General features: G+C 48.4%; 18 protein-coding genes. 17 read left to right on the top strand and 1 reads right to left on the bottom strand.

Annotated elements, in window-relative coordinates; all coding sequences use genetic code 11:
• The first annotated feature begins 27 nt into the window (after positions 1-27).
• From rnmV to MMB75_RS23145, 10 genes are all read left to right on the top strand, one after another.
• Positions 28-573: a ribonuclease M5 gene (gene rnmV, locus MMB75_RS23100; protein WP_016818923.1), complete on the top strand. Its 546-nt coding sequence runs from the start codon at positions 28-30 to the stop codon at positions 571-573.
• A 7-nt stretch (positions 574-580) separates the two neighbouring features.
• Positions 581-1,465 (top strand): 16S rRNA (adenine(1518)-N(6)/adenine(1519)-N(6))-dimethyltransferase RsmA, encoded by an 885-nt coding sequence (rsmA, locus tag MMB75_RS23105; protein WP_016818922.1) that lies wholly within the window; start codon positions 581-583, stop codon positions 1,463-1,465.
• 55 nt (positions 1,466-1,520) lie between these two features.
• Positions 1,521-2,417, top strand: a complete 897-nt coding sequence (gene yabG / locus MMB75_RS23110; protein ID WP_025363644.1) for a sporulation peptidase YabG — start codon at positions 1,521-1,523, stop codon at positions 2,415-2,417.
• A gap of 198 nt (positions 2,418-2,615) precedes the next feature.
• A complete protein-coding gene (veg, locus tag MMB75_RS23115; RefSeq protein WP_013308120.1) occupies positions 2,616-2,897 on the top strand; it encodes a biofilm formation stimulator Veg in 282 nt (93 codons plus the stop codon).
• 165 nt (positions 2,898-3,062) lie between these two features.
• Positions 3,063-3,242, top strand: a complete 180-nt coding sequence (locus MMB75_RS23120; RefSeq protein ID WP_007428013.1) for a small, acid-soluble spore protein, alpha/beta type — start codon at positions 3,063-3,065, stop codon at positions 3,240-3,242.
• A 144-nt stretch (positions 3,243-3,386) separates the two neighbouring features.
• The gene (gene ispE / locus MMB75_RS23125; RefSeq protein ID WP_025676573.1) at positions 3,387-4,241 is read left to right on the top strand and encodes a 4-(cytidine 5'-diphospho)-2-C-methyl-D-erythritol kinase; all 855 of its coding nucleotides are present in this window, start codon (positions 3,387-3,389) and stop codon (positions 4,239-4,241) included.
• A gap of 181 nt (positions 4,242-4,422) precedes the next feature.
• A complete protein-coding gene (purR, locus tag MMB75_RS23130; RefSeq protein WP_013368673.1) occupies positions 4,423-5,262 on the top strand; it encodes a pur operon repressor in 840 nt (279 codons plus the stop codon).
• A gap of 163 nt (positions 5,263-5,425) precedes the next feature.
• Positions 5,426-5,713 carry a septation regulator SpoVG gene (gene spoVG, locus MMB75_RS23135; protein WP_007428016.1) on the top strand — a complete coding sequence of 96 codons (288 nt, stop codon included), beginning with the start codon at positions 5,426-5,428 and terminating at the stop codon, positions 5,711-5,713.
• A gap of 345 nt (positions 5,714-6,058) precedes the next feature.
• On the top strand, positions 6,059-7,456 hold the full coding sequence (gene glmU, locus MMB75_RS23140) for a bifunctional UDP-N-acetylglucosamine diphosphorylase/glucosamine-1-phosphate N-acetyltransferase GlmU (protein ID WP_016818919.1): 1,398 nt from the start codon (positions 6,059-6,061) through the stop codon (positions 7,454-7,456).
• A gap of 59 nt (positions 7,457-7,515) precedes the next feature.
• Positions 7,516-8,469 (top strand): ribose-phosphate diphosphokinase, encoded by a 954-nt coding sequence (locus tag MMB75_RS23145; protein WP_013308125.1) that lies wholly within the window; start codon positions 7,516-7,518, stop codon positions 8,467-8,469.
• Between the two features lie 68 nt (positions 8,470-8,537).
• On the opposite strand, the gene MMB75_RS26160 is transcribed toward MMB75_RS23145, so the two are convergent.
• A complete protein-coding gene (locus MMB75_RS26160; protein ID WP_013368676.1) occupies positions 8,538-8,738 on the bottom strand; it encodes a hypothetical protein in 201 nt (66 codons plus the stop codon).
• A 74-nt stretch (positions 8,739-8,812) separates the two neighbouring features.
• On the opposite strand from MMB75_RS26160, the gene pth reads away from it, so the two are divergent.
• The 7 genes from pth (at position 8,813) to yabN (ending at position 18,629) form a co-directional block, all read left to right on the top strand.
• Positions 8,813-9,373 carry an aminoacyl-tRNA hydrolase gene (gene pth, locus MMB75_RS23150; RefSeq protein ID WP_016818918.1) on the top strand — a complete coding sequence of 187 codons (561 nt, stop codon included), beginning with the start codon at positions 8,813-8,815 and terminating at the stop codon, positions 9,371-9,373.
• Positions 9,374-9,459: 86 nt separating this feature from the next.
• The gene (gene fin, locus MMB75_RS23155) at positions 9,460-9,690 is read left to right on the top strand and encodes an anti-sigma-F factor Fin (protein WP_007428020.1); all 231 of its coding nucleotides are present in this window, start codon (positions 9,460-9,462) and stop codon (positions 9,688-9,690) included.
• Positions 9,691-9,824: 134 nt separating this feature from the next.
• Entirely contained in the window at positions 9,825-13,352 is a 3,528-nt protein-coding gene (mfd, locus tag MMB75_RS23160; RefSeq protein WP_045245224.1) for a transcription-repair coupling factor, read from the top strand.
• Positions 13,336-14,454, top strand: a complete 1,119-nt coding sequence (locus MMB75_RS23165; protein ID WP_016818916.1) for a peptidylprolyl isomerase — start codon at positions 13,336-13,338, stop codon at positions 14,452-14,454. The genes mfd and MMB75_RS23165 overlap by 17 nt, the downstream gene beginning before the upstream one ends.
• A gap of 167 nt (positions 14,455-14,621) precedes the next feature.
• On the top strand, positions 14,622-15,164 hold the full coding sequence (spoVT, locus tag MMB75_RS23170) for a stage V sporulation protein T (protein ID WP_013368681.1): 543 nt from the start codon (positions 14,622-14,624) through the stop codon (positions 15,162-15,164).
• 139 nt (positions 15,165-15,303) lie between these two features.
• Positions 15,304-16,962 (top strand): putative polysaccharide biosynthesis protein, encoded by a 1,659-nt coding sequence (locus MMB75_RS23175; protein WP_045245225.1) that lies wholly within the window; start codon positions 15,304-15,306, stop codon positions 16,960-16,962.
• A gap of 167 nt (positions 16,963-17,129) precedes the next feature.
• Positions 17,130-18,629, top strand: coding sequence for a bifunctional methyltransferase/pyrophosphohydrolase YabN (gene yabN / locus MMB75_RS23180; protein WP_277511155.1), 1,500 nt, complete (start codon positions 17,130-17,132; stop codon positions 18,627-18,629).
• The last annotated feature ends 69 nt before the right edge of the window (positions 18,630-18,698 follow it).

An 18,698-nucleotide genomic window follows, 5' to 3' on the forward strand; every position in this document is an offset into this window, starting at 1 on the left:
CTGTGTAGCAGTGGAGGGGAAACGAAGATGATCAAGGAAGTGATCGTGGTGGAAGGCCGGGATGATACGGTAGCCATTCGCCGTGCTGTCGAAGCAGATACGATAGAAACTGGCGGTTCAGCCATTAATAAAATGACGCTGCGGAAAATTGCATTGGCGCAGGAACGGCGGGGGGTCATTATTTTAACTGATCCCGATCATGCAGGGGAGCGTATCCGTAAAATCATCGCCTCCAAGGTACCCGGCTGCAAGCAGGCTTTTATACCTGAGGCAGAGGCGACGCGCAAAGGGGATATTGGCGTAGAGAATGCCTCCCCGGAAGCCATCAGACACGCTCTTGCGCGGGTACATACGACAGTGGAAGGTGCCGAACCGCTGATTGAATGGGCGGACCTGATTGACGCTGGACTTATTACCCATCCCAATGCTGCTGCACGCCGTATGGCCTTGGGGAATGTACTGGGTATTGGCTATTGTAACGGAAAGCAGCTACATAAGCGGCTCTCTGTATTTCAGATCAGCCGTGAGGAATTTGCCAGTGCGCTGGCACAAATCGAAAGTGAAGGATTGTGATATCCGTATGACAGGGATTCAAGATATAGCAACACCGCGGCGTACGAAGGAAATTATTCAAAAGCACGGTTTTTCGTTCAAAAAGAGCTTGGGACAAAACTTTTTGATTGATCAAAATATTCTGAGCAAGATCGTAAATGCTGCCGGTTTGGATGATACAAAGGGTGCGCTTGAGATCGGTCCGGGGATTGGAGCTTTGACTGAAAAATTGGCGCAATCGGCTAAGGCAGTTACCGCTGTCGAGATTGATCAGCGGCTGCTGCCCATTCTTGAAGAAGTGCTGGCCCCTTACGATCACGTAAAGGTTCGTCATGGAGACGTATTGAAGCTGGACTTGCGTGAGGTGTTCGCAGTCGATTTTGCAGACGTGAGCAAAGTGAGTGTCGTCGCTAATCTGCCGTATTACGTCACTACACCGATTCTGATGCGTCTACTGGAGGACAAGCTTCCTTTGGAGAATATCGTCGTTATGATTCAAAAGGAGGTGGCTGAGCGCATGGCTGCGTCTCCTGGTACGAAGGATTACGGCAGCTTAAGCATAGCCGTGCAATATTACAGCGAGCCTGAGTTAGTCTGTACGGTGCCGAATACAGTATTTATTCCTCAGCCGAATGTTGATTCGGCAGTTATTCGGCTGCGTGTACGAGAAGTTCCTCCGGTGGAAGTGGTGGACGAGAGGCATTTCTTTGAAGTGGTTCATGCCGCCTTTGCCCAACGTCGTAAAACCATTTCAAATAACCTAAAAAGCCGCTTCTTCACTAAAGAGAACAGGGACACGCTGGAGCCGCTGTTGCAACAAGCTGGTATTGAGCCTTCCCGTCGAGGGGAAACGCTGAGTATCGAGGAATTTGCGCGTCTCAGCGCCGTGCTGTTAGAGGCTGGAATATCCTAAATTGGAACCAAACTGTGCATTCACCCATACGATATAGGAGGGGTGATACAGTGTGATGAGTTTAGGAGACTTGGTCGTTCGGAAATCGTACGGCGGTGATGTCACGTTTCGCGTTGAGGACATCCAGCGGGATAAAGCGATCATTAAGGGGACGGAATTTCGGCTACTGGCTGATTCCCCGGTGAACGATTTGGTCAGAGTGCCGGCAGACCAGGTTAGCGGTAAGACTCAACAGGCCCACATTAAGGCCGGGGAGTCTCTTAATCTTTTGCAACGGGCACGCCAGCAGCAAGCTGCCCGTAGCCAGGCGGCTCTGATTGGAGAGTGGAGTGATCCGGTGGAGTCAACGTATTTTGAAATGCCAGGAAAGGTTCTTCATCTGGATGGAGACCCTGGCTATTTAAGGAAATGTCTCAGTCTATATGAACAGCTCCGTGTTCCCGCAGAGGGACATCACGTTCACGAATCGGCAATGGCGGATACGTTATACCGACTGCTTCCCCGCATTCGTCCTGATATTGTAGTCATCACTGGACATGATGGTGTGCTAAAGCAACCGCAGCCTTATGATTTGTACAGCTTGAAAAGCTACAAGAATTCGCAAAATTTTGTGGCAGCGATTCAGGTAGCGAGACAATATGAGCGTCATCTGGATTCACTGACAATTGTAGCGGGTGCGTGCCAGTCCCATTTTGAGGCGCTGCTACGTGCGGGAGCCAACTTTGCCAGTTCCCCAGGGCGTATCTTGATTCACGCTCTGGACCCCGTTTACGTGGCTGCCAAGGCCGCATTTACTTCGATCCGTGATACGGTCAATATGGGAGACTTGTTTCATCAGACCATCAGTGGCAGCCGCGGAGTGGGTGGAATTGAAACAAGGGGAAGCTACCGCATCGGTTTGCCGAAGCTTGAAAATTTGTCAACGCTTAAAGTAACGCCTTCGGCGATCTGAGATTCAATGTGCCTAATAGGATTTATCTGAACAAAAGCCTCTTTTTAGAGGCTTTTTGTCATTTTTTATGTATATTATTCCTGTTCGCAAAAAATTAAATTGACAACTTATTTTTCGTGTTGTTATAATATTTAGCTTGATTTGACAATCCCTCTAAAATTCGTTATAATGGACAAGGAAAGAGGTGGTCGTTAGGCAATGGCTAAAAATACGCTGTTGGAAATCAAACGCAGTCTCGACGCACATGTAGGGCAAAAGATTTTGCTGCGGGCTAACGGCGGACGCCGTAAGACCGTCGAACGAACTGGTGTCTTGGAAGAAACGTACCCTTCTGTTTTTATCGTCAAGCTGGATCAGGAGCAACAGACGTTTAAACGTGTCTCCTACAGCTATGCTGACATTCTTACCGAGTCGGTGGAGGTCAGTGTATATGATCCCGACTCTCACACAAGTGTAGTCGAATATTTCGAAACACCTTAATTCTTTTTTACGTGATTTATACCAGCTTTGCAGGTTTAACGGCGACCTCGTCATTTTTAATGGCGGGGTCGTTTTGTATTTGCAGAGCAGGATGAAGCATGATATCTCTGCACATACTAAGGCGGGAATGATCTTCCTTATTCCATTGCCGAAGGAGGCGTATGCATGAGCCGAAGAAGACGGAGTGTTATGTCGGAAGAGCTAAAGTACGAACTAGCCAAAGATCTGGGGTTTTACGACACGGTCAAGGAAGAAGGCTGGGGAGGCATTAAAGCCAAGGATGCGGGCAATATGGTCAAGCGGGCCATTCAGCTTGCGGAGCAGGCGGCTTCTCGCAAATCGTAGCTCTCGGTGGTGCTGATGAAAAGCGGGGATATCCGGGGTCATACCGGGGCATCTCCGCTTTTTTGAACCTCATGACTTGACAGGCTGAGTCTGATATAATATGTTAAGCTGTCTTGAGGGAAAAGTTGAAGGTGGGTGAACGCCTTGAAAATATATGAAAAAGCACCGGCGAAAATTAATTTAATGCTTGATGTTCTACGTAAGCGGGATGATGGTTATCACGAGGTCGAAATGATCATGACTATGGTTGATCTATCCGACCGATTGACGATGTCCGAGTTACCGCGTGATACCATTATCATTTCTAGTCAAGCCGGGTACATACCATTGGATGAAAAGAACTTGGCTTTTCAGGCTGCGCGTCTGATCAAAGAACGTTATAACGTGTCTACAGGCGTCCATATCCATCTGGATAAGCATATCCCGGTGGCTGCAGGATTAGCAGGCGGAAGCAGCGATGCTGCTGCAGCATTGCGTGGACTGAACAAGCTGTGGAAACTCGGTATCTCGGATGCGGAATTAAGGGTACTGGGTGCTGAATTGGGTTCAGACGTACCTTTCTGCATTACAGGGGGCACAGCTTTAGCGAGCGGACGCGGAGAACTGCTCAAGCCACTGCCGAATCCGCCACAATGCTGGGTGATTCTCGCCAAGCCGCCGATTAATGTTTCGACGGCTGAAGTGTATGGTCGTGTCAAAGCGGATCAGATTACGCACCACCCGTCTGCCCGGCAGATGGAACAGGCGATTCGTAACGCTTCTTTTACCGATGTATGCAACGCCCTGGGTAATGTACTGGAGGATGTGACATTAAAGCTATATCCAGAAGTGGAGCATCTTAAAAACTCCATGATCCGTTTAGGAGCAGATGGCGTGCTGATGTCAGGCAGTGGACCTACAGTGTTCGGGTTGGTATCTAAGGAAGCCAAAGTGCCACGGATCTATAACGGACTAAGAGGCTTTTGTAAAGATGTATACGCAGTACGACTTTTGACCTGATTTTAGATATTTTCTTCATATTATAGTGGTAATTGTTGTACAAATACGTACGAAGATGATATATTTACTATTAAATATTCGGATTTTACTATATCACTTACATTCCGCCAGCAACCGGCCAGTCCGCCGGTGCTTTATTGTACGAAGCGGGCGGCAGGAGAATAGATCGCGAGGAATTGTTGTGAAAAAACTTAAAAGAAGCTCACGATTGGTGGAAATGACACAATTTTTGTTGTCACGGCCGCATACATTGGTGCCTCTTACTCATTTTGCAGATCGATACGGGGCAGCTAAGTCGTCGATAAGCGAGGATCTAGCTATTATCAAAGAAGTATTTGAGGATGAGGGTACTGGCGAGCTTCTGACACTGGCGGGAGCAGCAGGGGGCGTCAAGTTGATCCCACGGCTCTCCAAGCAGCATGCGCTTGCGTTTGCGAACGACTTGTGCGCGCAGCTGGAGCAGCCTGATCGCATATTACCGGGAGGGTACCTATATTTATCCGATTTGCTGGGCCAACCAGCGATGATGAACGAAGCAGGTAAAATATTTGCGACCGCTTTTGCCGATCGTCAGATTGATGTGGTTATGACTGTAGAGACGAAGGGCATTCCGCTTGCATATGCAACCGGAGCACAGCTTAATTTGCCAGTCGTGCTTGTACGACGTGACCATCAGGTGACAGAAGGCTCAGCTGTAAGTATTAATTATGTTTCTGGATCACAAAAGAGCCTGCATACGATGTCTTTATCCAGACGTGCAATGCGTGAGAAATCGCGTGTGCTCATCGTAGATGATTTTATGAAGGCTGGCGGCACGATACAAGGAATGGTTGACTTGTTAGCAGAGTTTGATGCTGAGGTAGCTGGTGTCGGTGTTCTGGTAGAGTCGGGCGAGGTGGAGAACGAAGAGCGCCTGTTGCACGATTATATTTCACTGGCAAATCTGACCGCAGTCGATTCTCGAAGCAAGCAAATTACAGTCAAGCTGGGTAATTATTTTGATGAGTTAACAGGGCAGTAAATTGTCACAATTCATCATAAAATACCTAAATATGTCGAAAAGAAATCTTTTCAAAAAAATTACCTGAATTTAGGATACGAATTGTCCAAAAAAAGAAGGAATTCGAAATGCTGTGTGGAATGTATACACCAAGTCCTATTTGGAAAAAGGTGGTGAAACACACATGCAGATTACGGATGTTAGACTCCGCCGAGTGAACTCAGAAGGAAGAATGAAGGCGATTGCATCCATTACAATTGATAACGAGTTTGTTGTTCATGACATCCGAGTTATCGACGGTAACAACGGGATGTTCGTAGCTATGCCAAGCAAACGAACCCCTGACGGAGAGTTTCGCGATATCGCTCACCCGATATCTTCAGGAACTCGTGAAAAGATTCAAGCTGCTGTATTGACTGAGTACGAACGTGCAGCTGTTGATGAAGAAGTTGCTATTGAAGAAGGCGCTTAATTCGCCTAAAGCAGGATTGGGGTACAAAAGAAAAAGAGAGCCACTAACTGTGGCTCTCTTTTCTTTTTGTCTGGAATGAGATATATTCTTTAGTGAGTTAACAGTCAGTTTTAAGGCAACTTGGAGCCATCCGGGCTGCCGAAGCGGCTTTTTCATAAGACAGGGACTAGGCAGCGATGCGTCCTGGGGATGAACGTCCAGCACAAGCTGGCCTGAAAAAATAGCCATTAACCAAAGGTTCGCCGTTATTTTTCAGGAGGATTGTGAAAAGTTAAGCAAAATCTGATCTGGGAATTAACGTTTTAGCCAAGGGGTAACTGTTATTTTCAGGATAGGAGGTTGGACTTGTTGGAAAGGTTGGCAGTCATTCTTGCCGCAGGGCAGGGAAAACGTATGAAATCCAAATTATATAAAGTTCTGCATCCGGTGTGCGGAAAACCGATGGTCGGACATGTGCTCGACACGGTTCGTGCAATCGGTGTGTCCCGCAGTGTAGTCGTCGTGGGTCACGGAGCAGAGGCGGTACAGTCTTATTTGGGACCGTCGGCAGAATATGCGCTTCAGGCAGAGCAACTGGGAACGGGCCATGCTGTCAAGCAAGCCAAGGACCTGCTCGGTCAGGAGCAGGGCACCACAATTGTCATCTGTGGAGATACTCCTTTGATCACAGCGGAAACGCTGGAAGGTTTGGTGCAACTGCACGAAAGCCGCGGAGCGGCTGCAACGATTCTGACCGCCGAGTTGGACGACCCGAAAGGATATGGACGAGTTATTCGTGATACTTCCGGGGCCGTGCTTAAGATCGTGGAACAGAAGGATTGTTCACCTGAGGAAGATGCTGTCCGTGAGATTAACACAGGAACGTATTGTTTTGACAATGCCAAGTTATTTGCAGCGCTGGACAAGGTAACGAACGCCAATGCACAGCAGGAATACTACCTGACCGATGTCATTGGTATTTTGCATGGCGAAGGTGAGAAGGTTGAGGCGTATTTGACAGATGACGTGTCGGAATCTATCGGTGTAAACGACAGAGTTGCTTTGTCGGTTGCTGAAGGCTATATGCGCGAGCGTATCGTTCGCAAACATATGCTGAATGGTGTCACCGTCATTGATCCGTCTTCTACCTACATCGGGAGCGATGTTGTCATTGGTTCCGATACAGTGTTGTACCCAAATACATGGCTGCATGGTCAAACACAAATCGGAGAAGATTGTGTGATTGGTCCGCAGGCAGAGATCCAGAATACGATTATCCACTCAGGAGCAACAGTGAAACATTCGGTGTTGAACGAAGCGGAAGTGGGAAGCAGTACATCTGTAGGTCCGTTTGCTTATCTGCGTCCAGGCGCGAAGCTTGGCGAACATGTGAAGATTGGTGATTTTGTAGAGGTGAAAAATGCGACCATTGGAGATCATTCCAAGGTGTCTCATTTGAGCTATGTCGGTGATGCCAAGGTGGGTACAAACGTAAATATTGGCTGCGGGGCAATAACGGTTAATTATGATGGATATAATAAATCCATTACAGAAATTGAAGACGATGCCTTTATTGGCAGCAATGTGAATCTGATCGCCCCGATTAAGATTGGAAAAGGTGCTTATGTTGTCGCAGGCTCCACTGTAACACATGCTGTCCCTGATAACGACCTGGCCATTGCCAGACCACGTCAAGAGAACAAAGCCGGATATGCGGACAAAATCCGCGCGCGTGCCAAAGCAAAGAAAAAAAGATCGGAATGACCTTAATCAGCAAGCTGTTGAATCTGTAATGAATGAACCAGCACGGAGGGTTTCTATTAATGACTTATTGCGATTCCAAACTCAAAATATTTACTTGTAACTCCAATCCGAAGTTAGCCCACCAGATTGCGGACTACATCGGAATCCCAATGGGGGAATCCCATACCACATCGTTTAGTGACGGTGAAATTCAGGTTAAGCTGTCGGAAAGTGTTCGCGGCTGCCATGTGTATATTGTACAGTCCACTTGTCTGCCAGTTAACGACAACTTGATGGAGTTATTGGTTATGATTGATGCACTTAAACGCGCTTCTGCCAAAAGTATCAATGTTGTTATGCCATATTACGGTTATGCTCGTCAGGATCGTAAGGCTCGTTCGCGTGATCCAATCACGGCGAAACTTGTCGCTAACTTGATTGAAAAGGCGGGGGCTCACCGCGTAATCAGTATGGATTTGCATGCGATGCAGATTCAGGGATTCTTTGATATTCCAGTTGATCATATGCTGGGAGCGCCAATTCTGGCCCAATATTTCCGTTCCAAGCAAATTGAGAACCCGATTGTCGTTTCACCCGATCATGGTGGGGTTGTTCGTGCGCGCAAGCTGGCGGACTTCCTGAGTGCGCCGCTCGCTATTATTGATAAGCGTCGTCCAGAGCCAAATGTCAGTGAAGTGATGAATATCATCGGGAACATTGAAGGTAAAACGGCTATTTTAATTGATGATATCATTGATACAGCCGGAACGATTGTATTGGGTGCAAATGCGCTTAAAGAAGGCGGCGTAAAAGATGTGTATGCATGTTGTACACATGCCGTGCTGTCCGGTCCTGCGATGGAAAGACTGGAGAATTCGCCATTAAAAGAGGTGGTTGTGACGGATACGATCCCGATCGTTCACCCAAATCCGACAAGCAAGCTGAAGGTACTGTCTGTGGCTCCATTAATGGGAGAAGCCATCATCCGTGTGCATGAAGAATTGTCGATCAGCAAACTGTTTGAAATCGAATAAGCGCTGGCTCATTAAAAAAGGGGTTGCTTTTTCCATATGGAAAAGGTAACCCCTATCAGCATGTCAGGCTAAAAGCCTGGCCGAGATATGAATGTGAAGCGTTGACGATTGTATAGTGTGTCCTCGATTTCGACGAAATGCTCATTAAAACGCGCAACGATGCCAATTTGAACATGTACATTCCCGTCATAAATTTGGACAGGAACGGAATGTTTTAAATGATATAGAAAATGGCTGTCATATAAGAGGATATCACCTTGATTGAGCATATCGGCACGCACCTTCCTGTTCACTAAAACTATTTTACCAAAAAATCAAGACTTCGAAAGAGGTGTCAAGGCTAATGAAGTGGATTGTAGGATTGGGCAACCCCGGTCCCCAATACGAGAAAACGAGACATAATGTCGGATTTATGGCCTTAGATGCACTTGCCTCACGCCATAATATCCAGATTACCCAAAGCAAATGTAAGGCATTAATTGGTGAGGGGCACATTGGTGGCGTGAAAACGGTATTGATTAAGCCTATGACATATATGAATCTCTCAGGTGAGTCTCTACGTGCATACATGGACTACTATAAGGCCGATATGGAAGATCTGATTGTCGTTTACGATGATCTGGATACAGAGGTCGGTAAAATAAGACTGCGTTATCAAGGTAGCGCAGGCGGTCATAATGGCATTAAATCGATCATTCAGCATACAGGGACGCAATCCTTCAACCGGATTCGCATGGGCATTTCCCGCCCAGAGCCTGGACATGCTATTGTCGATTATGTTTTGGGCACCTTTCCAAAGAAGGAAAAGGAACTATTGACCGGAATGATAGAAGATACGTGCAACGCTTTAGAATACAGTCTAAATCATCCGTTTGAGCGGACGATGGCTGAATTCAACAAGTAAGTTCTGACGTAGGTAGACGGGCTTAAATGGAAGATTGTTGGACATACTGAAAGGTATAGAAAACTTTCAGGAGGCATATACATTACATGGTTGTTAATTATGTATGCAGACATTGTCGAACTTTCTTAGGGCGAATTGACTCCGCTGCAATAACCGAAGAAAGGTTGGGCTTCCATTCCTTGACCCCTGCTGAACGTAGAGATATAATAGCGTATAATTCGGGTGGTGAGGTGACCGTTAAGGTCATTTGCGAGCATTGCAGTCAGGCACTGGAGAATAATCCGGAGCTGAGTCTGCTCGTAAACCCGCTCCAATAACAGGTATTCAACTGGTCTGATGTACCAGCTTGAGAGGTGAAGCGGCAATTCCGCTTATGGAGCCTTGGCAGCATTGCTGAGGCTTCTTTTTCGGTTTACATGTAACTATTTATAAGCATAAAGGGGTGCCTTTTTTGTTACAAGCACTTATTCAGGCTTTTACGAAGGATGCTGATTATGCATCCATTGCGGCAGGTATTTCCTCAGGCATGAAGGAACAGCTGATATCAGGCTTGTCAGGCTCTTCAAGACAGGTCCTGATGGCCGCACTTGCTGAAGATACTGGACGACCGTTAATGGTCATGACGCACAATATGTTTGCCGCTCAAAAGATAGCAGATGATTTGCAGGAAGCGCTTTCTCCTGATCAGGTTTTATTGTATCCAGCTAACGAGTTGGTAGCTGCTGAAGCAGCCATATCCAGTCCAGAGACGTTATCCCAACGAATTGATGTATTGATCCGATGTGCCCAGGGTTTTCGTGGGGTTGTTGTCGTGCCGTTTTCTGGAGTCCGGCGTCTACTACCAATCCCGGAAACATGGCGTGAGGCTCGTGTTGAGCTGAAAGAGGGAGAAACGATTCAGCTGGAAGCATTTTTGCTGCATATGGTGGAGATGGGATACCAGCGTGTAGAGCGTGTTGAATCCCGCGGGGAGATGAGTGTACGCGGGGGAATTGTTGATTTTTATCCAATGACAACCCGATGGGGATATCGTGTGGAGTTGTTTGATGATGAAATTGACTCCATCCGTATGTTTGATCCGCAAGATCAGCGTTCGGTGGAAAAGGTACAGGAAGTTACTGTAACGCCATGTAAGGAAGTTATTGCAAGCCACCAGCGTATGGATCAAGCTGCTGATGCCGCTGCTCTGTTGTTGGAGGAACAGCTGGACAAAATGACAGATCGTCAGGCTAAGCAGCATCTGAAAGAGGAAATTCATCGTGAAATTGAGCTGCTGCGGGAGCATGTGTATTTTGACGAAATCTATAAATATATCTCCCTGCTGTATCCTGAACGCAAAACCTTGGCTGATTATATGCCGGAAGATACGATTCTAATCATTGATGAACCAGCACGGATGCTAGAAACAGCCAGGCAGCTAGAGCGGGATGAGTCTGAATGGAATTTGCATTTGCTTCAAAACGGTAAAACTCTACCGCAACTGGAGCTATCGGATAACTCGGATAATCTGCTGTATAATCGGAGATTTCAAACGCTGTTCCTGTCGATCTTTCTTCGCCAGGTTCCGCATACACAGCCGCAAAATATTTTGAATTTCATCTGCCGTGGCATGCAGGATTTCCACGGTCAAATGAATGTACTCAAGGCAGAGATGGATCGTTGGCGCAAGGCAGGCACACAGGTTATGATGCTGGCGAGCGGAGATGAACGTCTGGATCGGATGCGGCGAGTGCTTCAAGACTACGGTATTGATGAGCCGACGATGGCGATTGGTAATCTGCAAAGCGGTTTTGAGATGCCGTCTATTCATCTGGCAGTGATTACCGAAGGTGAGATGTTCTCCCAGAAGCAGCGGAAAGCACGTAAGCAGGGGCGACATGTAGACAATGCAGAGCGGATTAAGAGCTATAGCGAGCTGAAGGTGGGCGATTATGTCGTACACCAAAATCACGGAATCGGGAAGTACATGGGAATCGGTACGCTGGAGGTTGGCGGTATCCATAAGGATTACATGCATGTCCTCTATGCGGGCGGAGATAAGCTGTCTGTACCGATTGAACAAATTGATCTGATTCAGAAGTATGTGGGCTCCGAGGACAAGGAACCCAAGATTTACAAACTGGGCGGCAATGAGTGGACACGTGTTAAAAGTAAGGTGCGCAGCTCGGTTCAGGACATCGCAGATGACTTGATCAAGCTATATGCGGAAAGACAGTCAGCACCAGGCTTTGCTTTTGAAAAGGATTCACCAGAACAGCAGGAATTTGAGGATATGTTCCCGTATGATGAGACACGTGACCAGATTCGGGCTATTGAAGAAATTAAAAAGGACATGGAGCAGAGTCGTCCGATGGATCGTTTGCTGTGCGGTGACGTAGGCTACGGCAAGACTGAGGTGGCTATTCGTGCTGCTTTTAAGTCTGCTATTGAGGGCAAACAAGTGGCTGTGTTGGTACCGACGACGATTTTGGCACAACAGCACTATGAGACTTTCCGTGAGCGCTTTTCCGGGTATCCGTTCAATATTCAGGTATTGAGCCGTTTCCGCTCGCGCAAAGAGCAGAATGAGACGACCAAGGGAGTTCGACAAGGTACGGTGGATATTGTCATTGGTACTCACCGTCTACTTTCCCAGGATCTGGTGTTCAAGGATCTGGGGCTGCTTATTGTCGATGAAGAGCAACGTTTTGGCGTAACGCACAAAGAAAAGCTGAAAAAACTGAAAACGAATGTAGACGTGTTGACACTAACGGCTACACCTATTCCCCGTACGCTGCATATGTCCATGCTGGGTGTACGTGATTTGTCAGTTATTGAGACGCCACCAGAAAACCGTTTTCCAGTGCAGACCTATGTAGTTGAGCATAGCCAGACTCTAGTTCGCGAGGCTATTGAACGCGAGATGGCACGTGGAGGACAGGTGTACTACCTGTATAATCGCGTACAGGGGATTCAGGAGATGGCTGCCGAGATCAATGCACTTGTCCCAGACGCCAAGGTGGGCGTAGGTCACGGACAGATGTCTGAAACGGAACTGGAGAAAACCATTTTGGATTTCCTAGATGGTGAATATGATGTACTGGTTAGCACGAGCATTATCGAAACCGGTGTGGATATCCCCAATGTGAATACACTCATTGTGCATGATGCTGATAAAATGGGGCTCTCCCAGCTTTATCAGCTGCGTGGGCGTGTAGGCCGTTCCAATCGGATTGCCTATGCTTATTTCACGTACCAGCGAGATAAGGTGCTTACAGAGGTAGCGGAGAAGCGGCTTCAGTCTATCAAAGAATTTACGGAGTTGGGTTCTGGGTTCAAGATTGCAATGCGTGATTTGTCCATCCGTGGAGCGGGTAACTTACTTGGCGCCGAGCAGCACGGATTCATCGCTTCCGTTGGTTTTGACCTTTACTCGCAAATGCTGGCTGAGGAAATCAACAAACGTAAAGTCAGTGTGCTTGGAGAAGAGGATCAATCCAACCGGAATTGGAGTACATCGATTGATTTGGGTGTCGATGCTTACCTGCCGGGAGATTATATTTATGACAGCATCCAGAAGATTGAGATTTATAAGAAGGTTGCAGCGGTCAGTACCTTTGATGAGGCTTCCGAACTGGAGGACGAACTGGTCGACCGATTTGGCGATCTGCCAGAGGCTGTTCGTCATTTGCTTGCCGTGGCTCGTCTTAAAGTATATGGACGGATGTATGGAATCGAGTCCATTGTGCAGCGGGATGACAATATAGTGCTGAAATTCCATGAAGGTCGTCAGTACGCGGTTCAGACGGCCAAACTTGCCGAGATTGGCAATCGCTTTGAAAGACGTGTACAATTTGAACAGGGCACTTCTATGAGCGCACGCATAAAGGGCAAAGGTCTAAATGATCCACAGTTGCTAGAACTGTTGGAGCAATTTTTGAGTGCATTGAAAGAAGCATTCACATTGAAGGAGGAACTGCAAAATGCCACAACTAAATAAAAGAAAACCTTGGAGAATGCTCTCCTTGGGCATGGCAGCGTTGCTAGCTATATCGGTGCTGGCAGCATGTACAAAGCAAGCGGATGAGAATAAGGTCAAGGATGAGCCGAAAGACAACAGCAAGGTTGTCGTGACCTATAAGGGTGGAACGATTACCGAAAATGAGTTCAACCAAGAAATCAGCATGATGAAATTTCTGTACCCAGAGTATGAGGCTGCTTTAGCTTCTGATCAGGTACGTGAGCAAATTGTAAAGCAGGAAGTAGTGTACAAGCTTTTGGCGGCCAAAGCGGACGATAAAGCCAAGGAAGAGGGCGCCAAACAAGGAAACGAGCAGTTGGAGCAGTATAAAAAGTCGGTCGGCGAAGATAAGTTTAAGACATTTCTGAGTGATCAGAAGCTGACCGAACAAGGTGTGAAAGATTACTTCACGCGTGTCATGACGGTAATCAACAGCGAAACCAATAAAGTAACGGATGATCAGCTGAAACAGGAATTTGAGAAAAATAAAGATCAATTCACGACAGCAACCGTGCGCCATGTATTGATTAATTTCGAAGATCCAAAAACTAAGAAACAGCGCACAAAAGAGGCTACTCTCAAGCTCGCCAAAGAAGTAAAGACGAAGCTGGACGGTGGAGCGGATTTTGCGACGATTGCCAAGAAGTATTCGGAAGACCCAGGTTCCGCATCTAATGGGGGGCTGTATGAGAATGCGTCCGTAGCACAATGGGTACCTGCTTTTAAAGAGGCTGCCGAGACTCAACCGATTAACAAAATTGGTGAGCCTGTGGAAACAGAATACGGATATCACGTGATCAAAGTGGAGTCCCGCAATGATCCAACATTTGATAAATTGAAGGACAACGAGAAGGCTGCCCTGAAAAATAAATTGGCTGGAGAAAGTATCCAAAACTTTACCGAAAATGATTTGGCGAAGCTTGATTTGAAAATCAATCTGCCGAAGGCACCTGCTACGCAAGAGAAAAGTGGTGCAACGTCCGGTGCGGGCAGCACAACTACACCGAGCGGAACAACAAGCGGTACGGGCGATAGCAAGGCTGGAACAGCCAAAGATGGGGTTGCAAACGAAGGTAAATAACTGAACATGCATAAGGAATTGGGAACAGATGAATACTATGGTCAGATATCACCATAAACACCATGACCGCGACGTTCTTCGTGACCGCTTCTGGGGGAGTGGAAGCGTCTTTCGATACCGTCAGTAGTTTACTAAATTCTTCTTGAGAAAGTGGGGCAACATGTGAAATGAAAGCTACTGGTATAGTTCGCCGTATTGATGATCTTGGGCGGGTAGTTATTCCAAAGGAGATTCGCCGCACCTTGAGAATTCGTGAAGGAGATCCGCTTGAGATTTTTGTGGATCGTGACGGAGAAGTCATTTTGAAAAAGTATTCACCCATTGGTGAACTTGGTGATTTCGCCAAAGAATATGCTGAGTCCCTGTTTGAAAGCACAGGCCATATTACGATGATTACCGATCGTGACACCATTATTACGGTGGCTGGAGGCTCGAAAAAAGAGTTTTTGGACAAGCAAATCGGTAGCATTATCGAAGGTAGCATGGATAATCGCAAGACTGTGCTGGAGACAGCCAGCGGCTCTTATGAGCTGACGCGAGACCACGAAGAAACACTCTCGTCCTTTGTGACGGCTCCCATTGTTTCGGGTGGTGATCCCATCGGATCTGTTATATTGTTGAACAAGGATGAAAATGTAAAAATGTCCGAAATGGAGGTCAAGATGGCTGAAACAGCCGCTGGCTTCCTGGGCAAACAAATGGAACAGTAACACCCCGTTTCACCCCTGTATGACGTACAGAACGGACAAAGCCGTTCAACGTCGTACAGGGATTTTTTTCTTTCCGGGAGAAGAGACGGTATAATAGGACTCGTAAAAATGCTTATCCAGGTGGGAGTGGAGACGGAGAATGCAGGAAAATCGCGCCGCTTCGCGGCTGCTACGGGGTGCTGTCATTTTGACAATGGCAGCGGTAGCAAGCAAGCTGATCGGCACATTGCAAAAAATCCCACTGCAAAATATTGGCGGCGACGGCGTGTTTGGCATTTATAATACGGTTTATCCTTTTTATACGCTGTTCATTACCATTGCAGCTGCTGGATTCCCGGTGGCTGTATCCAAATTTGTAGCTGAGTATGAGGCTGTGGGGAACCGGGCAGCAGGGCAACGTGTTGCCCTGCTATCTTCGCTTGTACTGGGCATATTCGGATTGATTCTGGGGCTGCTGATGTATACGTGTGCGCCGCTAATCGGCCAGTGGATCGACAATGTTCACGTCATTCCGTCGGTGAGGGCGGCGGCGGTTGCCTTCTTGTTCGTGCCGGTTATGGCGGGACTGAGAGGCTATTTTCAAGGTTTGCAAAATATGATTCCAACGGCGGTCTCCCAAGTGACGGAGCAGGCGATACGGGTAAGCGTGATGATCATATTGTTGCTGTTCATGCTGTCACAAGGAGCAGGGGCGGATATGATAGCCGCTGGAGCAGTGTTTGGCTCAGCAGCAGGCGGAGCAGCGGGCTTGGTGATCATGCTGTTGTATTGGCGAGGTCACAGAAAGAGACTTAGGCGGCAAGAGATGGCGATGACAACAGTGCAAGCCCAGACTGGTGAGCTTCACCCAACGGAAAGCAACGGCGCTTTGCTAAAGGCGCTGCTACGTTATGCCTTGCCTGTTTGCCTTGGAGCGCTAGCCGTTCCGTTAATTAACCTGGTAGATACATTTACCGTCCCTCGCTTGTTAAAGCAGGAGGGCTTGGACGATACGGCGGTTATGGTGGCCTTCGGCGTGTATAACCGGGGGCTTCCGCTAGTACAGCTGGTCATGATGTTTGCCACCACATTGTCGGCATTGTTCATACCCTCGCTGGCTGAGGCTCGGGTAACTGGAGGTACGGAGCTGGCACGTCGTCAGTGCGAGCAATCGCTGCGCTGGTTTTGGCTGTTGGGACTAGCCGCTGCGACAGGTTTGATCGTGCTGGCCGTGCCCGTCAATGTGATGCTGTATGCAGACGACACCGGCAGCACGGTGATGCGCTGGATGGCGCTGACCGCCGTAGGAGGCACGCTCAGCATCATCTCGGCTGCGCTACTGCAAGGGCTTGGCGCGGTTCGTGCGCCAGCTCTGGCGATGCTCGCGGCCGCAGCAGCCAAGGCGCTGCTAAACTGGCTGCTCGTGCCGCAGTTAGGCACGGCTGGTGCCGCCATTGCGGGGGCTGTCGCCTATCTGCTGGCGGCAGTGATCAACATCGCGCTGCTGGCCCGCTTGGTGGGGCTGCGCGGGAGCTGGTCCGCCAGTGTACTCAAACCGGCGGCATTGCTTGTCGCCTTGGCTGGTGCAGCCGGGGCGGCGATGTGGGGCACCAGTGCTGTGCTGGGTGCCTTGGGATGGGCTGCCGGAGGTCGTGCCACGGCAGCGGCGGAGAGCCTGCTGGGAGTAGCAGCAGGCGCCGTGGTGTTCGTGATCGGCCTCGCACGCTTGAGGTTGATCACGGAAGCCGAGCTTGTGGCAGTGCCCAAGCTCGGACGCCCGCTGGCAGCCGTGCTGCGCAGACTGCGTGTACTGGCTTAGCCGGGGTTATACGACTTGCCGCGCGACAGCTGCGCAAGCCATTTTATGAGCCTATACAACTTTGTGGTATAGTAAATGCCAAAGCAAAGGAAGCGGAAGCTGGATTGGATTGCGCCGGGTGTTTTTTCCGAGCATGAATCCTGCTTTTGCGGAACGGAGGATTGGATATGAGCGTAACATTAACGATCGTAGGTCTGGGCTCGGGAGATCCCGATCAGCTTACGATAGGGATATTGAACAAAATGCGGGGGGCTTCAGCGCTATATCTGCGAACCAAGGAACATCCGGCGGTTCAAGTGCTGGATGAGTTTGAAGTGGCCTTTGAGTCATTTGATGCGGTATATGAGACAAAGGAATCTTTTCCAGAGGTATACGAGGAAATTACCAGTCAATTGATGGCAACAGCTGCTAAGGCGGCAGACGGAAGCGAAATCGTCTATGCGGTTCCCGGTCACCCGATGGTGGCGGAAGCAGCGGTGCAGTTGCTCAAGGAGCGTTGTCCTGCGCAAGGGATTGAACTAAACATCTTGGGGGGCGAAAGTTTCCTGGATGAGGCTTTTGTGCGTCTTGGTTTTGATCCGATTGAGGGTTTCCAGCTGTTGGATGCAGGTACACTGGATGCGAGCTGGCTCCAGCCTCAGTTGCACACGCTGATCGGACAGGTATATGACACCTTTACGGCTTCCGATGTGAAGCTGTGCTTGATGGAGCGGTATCCTGACGATTATGAGGTGTATGTCGGCCACGCGCTTGGGGTAGAAGGTGAGGAAGCAGTCCACAAGGTGCCGCTGTACGAGCTGGATCGAGTAGAGGGCTACGGGAACCTATCCTTGGTGTACATACCTCGCAGTGAGGATGAGGCGCTGAAATGGCGTTCTTTTGACCGTCTACATGAGATTGTCGATATTTTGCGCAGTCCAGAAGGCTGTCCATGGGATCGCGAACAGACACATCAATCGATCCGCAAAAATCTGATCGAGGAAACGTATGAGGTCATTGAAACTATAGATGAGGATGATCCTGAGCATATGAAGGAAGAGCTCGGCGATCTGTTGTTACAAATTTTGCTGCATGCCCAAATGGAAGAGGAAGTCGGAACCTTCAATGTCTATGATGTGATCCAAGGGCTGAACGATAAGCTTATTTTCCGTCACCCGCATGTGTTCGGTGATAATCAAGCGAATGATGCGGAAGAGGCGCTGCAAAACTGGGAACAGATGAAGGCTGAGGAAAAACGACTTAAAGGTACAACGGCAGCAGACCCTTCCGTGCTGGATGGGGTTCCCCGTGATCTACCTGCTCTTATGAAATCGTACAAGCTCCAGAAAAAAGCAGCTAAAGTAGGCTTTAACTGGGATAGCATTGAAGGCGTATTTGATAAACTGGACGAAGAAGTGGCTGAGTTGAAGGAAGCGGTTCGGGAAGGGCATTCCGTGGAAGCTCAGTTGCTGGAGTTGGGCGATGTGTTATTTGTTGCCGTGAATGCAGCCCGGTTCATGGAAGTAGATCCAGAGGAGGCGCTGTCAGCCACTAATCGCAAATTTGTGAGCCGTTTCCAGTATATTGAGCAGAAATTACGCGAGCAGGGACGTCGTCCCGAAGACAGCAGTGTAGATGAAATGGAGACCTACTGGCAGGAAGCGAAAAAGCTCCTTGATAGAGATTGACTCCATAGATTTGATCTTTGGCTGTATGGGCCAGTAAAATGAGACATAAGCAGGGTTGAAAACACGCCC

It is taken from the genome of Paenibacillus sp. P2(2022), assembly GCF_029522175.1.
Taxonomy (GTDB): domain Bacteria; phylum Bacillota; class Bacilli; order Paenibacillales; family Paenibacillaceae; genus Paenibacillus; species Paenibacillus polymyxa.